General features: G+C 33.8%; 8 protein-coding genes. 3 read left to right on the top strand and 5 right to left on the bottom strand.

What is annotated here, in order from left to right:
- On the top strand, positions 1–805 hold an 805-nt coding region (locus MVE07_RS06490), incomplete at its 5' end, for an AI-2E family transporter (RefSeq protein ID WP_297455535.1).
- On the opposite strand, the gene MVE07_RS06485 is transcribed toward MVE07_RS06490, so the two are convergent.
- A complete protein-coding gene (locus tag MVE07_RS06485) occupies positions 806–1,543 on the bottom strand; it encodes a succinate dehydrogenase/fumarate reductase iron-sulfur subunit (RefSeq protein ID WP_297455533.1) in 738 nt (245 codons plus the stop codon).
- Positions 1,544–1,633: 90 nt separating this feature from the next.
- Here MVE07_RS06485 and MVE07_RS06480 point away from each other — a divergent pair, with 90 nt between their 5' ends.
- Both MVE07_RS06480 and MVE07_RS06475 read left to right on the top strand, forming a co-directional pair.
- Entirely contained in the window at positions 1,634–2,125 is a 492-nt protein-coding gene (locus MVE07_RS06480; protein ID WP_297455531.1) for a TlpA disulfide reductase family protein, read from the top strand.
- Complete coding sequence (locus MVE07_RS06475) at positions 2,118–2,981, top strand: cytochrome c biogenesis protein CcdA (RefSeq protein WP_297455529.1); 864 nt, start codon at positions 2,118–2,120, stop codon at positions 2,979–2,981. Before MVE07_RS06480 ends, MVE07_RS06475 begins: the two co-directional genes overlap by 8 nt.
- Here the strand turns inward: MVE07_RS06475 and MVE07_RS06470 are convergent.
- From MVE07_RS06470 to modA, 4 genes are all read right to left on the bottom strand, one after another.
- Positions 2,965–3,828 carry an ATP-binding cassette domain-containing protein gene (locus MVE07_RS06470; RefSeq protein WP_008289680.1) on the bottom strand — a complete coding sequence of 288 codons (864 nt, stop codon included), beginning with the start codon at positions 3,826–3,828 and terminating at the stop codon, positions 2,965–2,967. The genes MVE07_RS06475 and MVE07_RS06470 overlap by 17 nt on opposite strands.
- On the bottom strand, positions 3,825–4,505 hold the full coding sequence (gene modB / locus MVE07_RS06465) for a molybdate ABC transporter permease subunit (RefSeq protein ID WP_297455526.1): 681 nt from the start codon (positions 4,503–4,505) through the stop codon (positions 3,825–3,827). Before modB ends, MVE07_RS06470 begins: the two co-directional genes overlap by 4 nt.
- Positions 4,498–4,908: a TOBE domain-containing protein gene (locus MVE07_RS06460; protein ID WP_297455524.1), complete on the bottom strand. Its 411-nt coding sequence runs from the start codon at positions 4,906–4,908 to the stop codon at positions 4,498–4,500. The genes modB and MVE07_RS06460 overlap by 8 nt, the downstream gene beginning before the upstream one ends.
- Positions 4,901–5,297 (bottom strand): molybdate ABC transporter substrate-binding protein (gene modA / locus MVE07_RS06455; protein WP_297455522.1); only part of this gene is annotated, 397 nt, incomplete at its 5' end. The genes modA and MVE07_RS06460, both read right to left, overlap by 8 nt.

Genomic DNA, 5,297 nt, shown 5'->3' with positions numbered 1-5,297 from the left:
GATTGTTACTGTTTATCCAAAAGCAATTGAATTTATCTCAAAATACAAAAATATTGACCAGATTGTCAGAGAAATCCCTGTTATTTCTCACGCCTATAAAATAGTAATGGATGCTCTTAAATCCTTAAATATCAATGTTGATTTAAGTGACGCATTAAAAAATATAATAAATCAATTTGTTTCCTTTATTATCCAGCAGGGAAAAGGATTATTTCTAAATGTAACTCTTCTGATTATTGGTATCGTTATGATGATTATTTCTATATTTTTTCTGTTTAAAGATGGAGATGCCCTTTATAACCGTATATACAACATAATTCCTTTGCCTGATAAGGACAAAAATTTTCTGATATCCAAAAGCTACAGGGCAATTCAAGGAGTTGTTTTAGGTTCTGTTTTAACTGCTATAGCACAGGGAATACTGTCATTTATTGGCTATTTTGCTATAGGTCTGGAAATGAGTTATTTCTGGGCTTTTATCACTTTTCTGGCAGCATTTATTCCTATCGGCGGTGCTTCTCTCGTTTGGGTGCCTGTGGCTATCTATACTCTCTTTTCAAAAGGATTTATAGCAGCATTTTTATTTACCCTATATGGAACATTTGTAATAAGCACCATAGACAATATAATCAAGCCCGTGGTTATCGGTGATAAAACAAATATTCACCCTATGATTCTGGTTTTTGCCATACTTGGTGGTTTGAAGCTGTTCGGTTTTATCGGTGTATTCCTTGCACCTATTATTGTTGTAATGATAGATAATATGCTTCTTCTTTTCAGGGAAAAATATATAATAGGAAAATAATCAAAATCCAAAAGGCGTAGAAAATCCGCCGAAACCTTCCTGTTGCTGCTTTATAATTCCTTTTTGCTTGCCGTAAAACTCAATCTGCATTATATCCTGTTCAACCGGAATCTGTTTTGGACATGAGAATGTGCAGTATTTACAATGAACACAACTTGTTATATGGTTCTGGTCTGCAATTACTATACGCTGGTCTTTTAAAGCATCATTTTTATCTTTCCAGAAGCGGAAAATCTTGACAAAGTTGATGGGACCACCAAATTCTTTGTCCAGCTCAAATGCAGGACAGGTAGAATAACAGATACCACAAAGGATACAATCTGTTTCTTTATCAAATTTTTGTAAATCCTCAGGATATACAGGCTGGAATTCTTCTTGAGGTTCAAACCATGCTTTTGCATCCTTTAGCTTATCTAAAAACTCTTTGTGGTCAACAACAAGGTCTTTTATAACAAGCATATTTGAAAGAGGCTGGATTAATAGTTCTCCATTTTGTAGATGTTCCTTAATTTTTGTTTTGCAGGCAAGAACATGTTTTTCATTGTTTATTTTAACTCCGCAAGTTCCGCATATTGCAGCCCTGCATTGAACTCTAAAAGAAAGTGATGGATCCTGTGTATCATGTATTTTCATTAGGGCTTCTATAATTGTGGTTCTGTCATCTATATCAATCTGGTATTCATCTATCCATTGTTTATTACCATCAAATCTTTGAACTTTTAGCGTTATTCTTTCCATTTTCTAACCCCTTATGATTGAAAACATAATCAGGTTTTTGTTACAAAAGTATTTTAAATAAATAAGTATAGTTAGGATATGGGTTTAATCATGTATAAAAGAATTATCTACGGATTGATTTTAACGGTTTTTATAGCAAGTATCTCTTTTGCGAAAGGACTAAAGCCTTATAATTTTTCCCTAAAAGATGAAAATGGCAAAATGGTAACTCTAAAAAGTCTAAAAGGAAATGTTGTTTATCTTGTATTCTGGACTACTACCTGCCATTCTTGTAAAGAGGAGCTACCTATAGTAAACAGGTTATACAAAAAATATAAAGATAAAGGTGTAAAATTTTATGCAGTGGTGTTAGATACTAAGGATTTAAGGGAAATAAAAAAAATTAAAGGAGATTTAAATATACAAATCCCTGTGCTGATAGGAAATAGATATGTGAAGTCTAAATATAGAGTATATGGCGTGCCTGTAACATATATCTTAAGAAAGGATTTAAGTATAGGGAAAATTCTGTATGGCACTAATGATGAGAAATATCTTGAAAGGCTGATACAAAAATTCCTTAAGGAGAAAAGAGATGGTTGAAAGTGTTTCTATAGGAGCTGCTTTTCTGGCAGGGATAATTGCATTTTTATCTCCCTGTGTTCTACCTATAATTCCCGGTTATATTGCATACATCTCAGGTGTATCAGCAGCCCAGATGAGTGCTGAAGAAACCAAAAAAATAGACTGGAATGTAGTTTATTCTGCGATAGCTTTTGTTATCGGATTTTCTATAGTGTTTACTGCATTAGGGGCTGCATCAACGTTTATTGGACAGCTTCTGCAGGAGTATAAGCTGATTATCTCAAAAATTGCAGCTGTTCTGGTAATACTTCTTGGTGTTCATTTTACTGGAGTATTCCAGTCTAAAAGGGCAAAAGAGTGGTTATTTGCAATATTTGGTATTTCCCTTGTTTTATACGGATATGGATATTTCAGAACAAAGGATTTTCTAAATGATTTCTGGCTTCTGCCTGTTATAGCAATAGCTTTGCTAATCTTTTATTTTACAGGGGCATACCAGATTTTATACCAGCAAAAAACCACAGAAGTTAAAAGAAAACCAGCAGGTATCATAGGTGCATTTATTGTAGGAGTTGCTTTTGCTTTCGGATGGACTCCATGTATTGGTCCTGTTTTAGGGGCAATTCTGCTTTATGCTTCCCAGCAAGAAACAGTTATGCAAGGGGTTGTTTTATTGTTTGCATTCTCAATGGGACTGGGAATTCCTTTTATTCTAACGGCAATGGCAATAAACCAGTTTTTCAGATTTTTCAATTTCATGAGGAAGTATTTCCTTGTTATTGAAATAGTTGGTGGACTGCTTCTGATATTCGTTGGAATACTTCTTTTGACAAACTCCCTTGAAGCAATAAGTTCACTTATACCTTTAGAATAAATGGATTAAATGCTTTTGATACAACAACTACTTTATCGCCTGTTTTCAGATTTTTTATCTCGTCAGGGTCAGCAATGACCCTGACGACTGTATTACCAACCAGAACAGATACAATATATACAGTTTCATCCTGTTTAATCTGAATAATTTCACCTGAAAATCTGAATTTTCCGCTTATTCTCTCCTGAATGAATACCTCATCTGGAGTACCTGATTTAATTATTTTTCCATTTTCAAGAACAAAAACTTTTTCTGATAGACGAAATATTTCTGAAAAATCATGGCTTACCATAATAGTTGTAAGATTAAATTCTTTATAAAACCTTATCAGTTCTTCCTGAAGCTTTCTTCTCATATCAATATCAAGGGCTGACAAAGGCTCATCCAACAGTAAAACATCCGGCTTTCTTGCAACAGCTCTGGCAAGGGCTACCCGTTGTTTCTGTCCACCTGAAAGACTATCCGGTTTTCTGTTTCTTATCCCTGAAAGCTCTGTCATTTCAAGCAAATGTTCAAGAAAAGGCTTATCCTCTCTATCCATAGCAAACTTAATATTTTCTTCAACAGTCATATTGGGGAATAAAGCGTAATCTTGGAAAACGAAACCTACTTTTCTTTTTTGCGGTGGAAGGTTTATACCTTTGCTGCTATCAAGCCAGACTGTATTTTTTACCTGTATAAAGCCCTCTACATCTACTAAACCTGCAATAGCCCTTAAAATTGTGGTTTTACCTGCTCCAGATTTTCCAAAAATGGTTATAAAACTGCCTTCTTTTATGGATATGTCTATGTCTAGTAAAAACTCTCCTTCTGTTCCGGAAAGCTGTTTTTTTATCTGTATTTTCATAACTTATCTGCCTTCGTAAATCTTTTGTTCAGAGTATAAACAATAACCAAAACTGAAAATGTAATGATAAACAAAATTAATGCATACAGATTAGCCTTGTCATAATTCAAAGCCTCAACTTCTTCATAGATTGCTATTGAAGCCACTTTTGTTTTCCCGGGAATTGAACCACCTATCATAAGAACAACACCAAACTCCCCGATTGTATGGGCAAATGCCAGAACAATTCCTGTCAAAATAGCCGGTTTCATATTAGGGAGAATTACTTTAAAAAGTGTTTCAAATTTTGATTTTCCAAGTGTATAAGCTGCTTCTATTATATTAGACGGTATTGACTGAAAACCTGATTGCAATGGATGAACCATAAAAGGAAAACTATAAATAACAGAACCAACAACAAGACCTTCAAATGTAAAAACAAGCCTGAGATTAAAGAAATGTTCAATAATTTTTCCTAAAAAACCATTAGGGTCAAAAACAACAAGAAAATAAAAACCCAGAACAGTTGGTGGCAGAACAAGAGGAAGGCTAACAATGGTTTCTATAACAGGTTTAAATCTGAATTTAGAATATGCAAGGAAATATGCTACAGGTAAACCTATAAAAAAAAGGATAACTGTTGTTAATGTTGCCAGTTTAAAGGTCAGTATTATTGTTTCAATAAATTCCCTATCCATTGGCTTCCATTATTGTGATTTCATTTGCCTTTATTAAGGCTACCACATTTTCATTTTCCTTAAGACTCATCTGTTTTATTGCTTTTGAAGGCAAAATAGATTTTAGTTGACAAGTTTCACAGTTTAAAACTATTTTAGATAAAACTTTTCCGGATATTATTTTTTCTACAGTGCAGTTTATCTGGTTTAAAAAAGATGTTTGACAACTTTGCATATCTTTTGCTAAAGCTATCTCTGTTTCTTTAACAAGCAGGTATATCTTTTCTCCAATTTTTAAATATTTAGCTGTTTCAGGTGTTTCCACAACAAGAGAGTATAAAATTCTACTTCCTGTATTAACTGCTATCAACGATATGTTCTCACTACTGCTTATCTCAACTATTTCACCTGAGATTTTATTCATCTACCCTATATCCATATTTTTTTAAGATCTTTTTTCCTTCCTCTGAAAGTATAAACTTAACAAATTTGTCTGCATAAGGGTTGTTTTTTCCGTGCCTCAGGATAACAGCCCCCTGTTTTATAGGGGAGTATAAAGATTTATCAATTTCTACCCAAATACCTTTGTTTCTCATTTGTGGAGAAAAAACTACTGATTTTGCTGTAAAGCCAACATCAACTAAACCTTTGTATATATACTGGGTTGCCTGACCTACGCTCTCTCCATATACAAGTTTGTACCTTACCTTTTGGTATATTCCTGATTTTTCAAGGGCTTTTTTCGCTTCTCTGCCATACGGAGCGGTTTTAGGGTCAGGGATTGCTATTTTTTTGATTAAGGGGTTTAAAAGA

This window comes from Persephonella sp. (assembly GCF_027023985.1).
Lineage (GTDB): Bacteria > Aquificota > Aquificia > Aquificales > Hydrogenothermaceae > Persephonella_A.
This window is presented reverse-complemented; position numbering and strand designations above follow the sequence as displayed.

Coding starts and splice junctions, on each gene's coding strand:
- MVE07_RS06485 (WP_297455533.1), bottom strand. CDS start 1,543: ATGGAAAGAATAACGCTAAAAGTTCAAAGATTTGATGGTAATAAACAA.
- MVE07_RS06480 (WP_297455531.1), top strand. CDS start 1,634: ATGTATAAAAGAATTATCTACGGATTGATTTTAACGGTTTTTATAGCA.
- MVE07_RS06475 (WP_297455529.1), top strand. CDS start 2,118: ATGGTTGAAAGTGTTTCTATAGGAGCTGCTTTTCTGGCAGGGATAATT.
- MVE07_RS06470 (WP_008289680.1), bottom strand. CDS start 3,828: ATGAAAATACAGATAAAAAAACAGCTTTCCGGAACAGAAGGAGAGTTT.
- modB (WP_297455526.1), bottom strand. CDS start 4,505: ATGGATAGGGAATTTATTGAAACAATAATACTGACCTTTAAACTGGCA.
- MVE07_RS06460 (WP_297455524.1), bottom strand. CDS start 4,908: ATGAATAAAATCTCAGGTGAAATAGTTGAGATAAGCAGTAGTGAGAAC.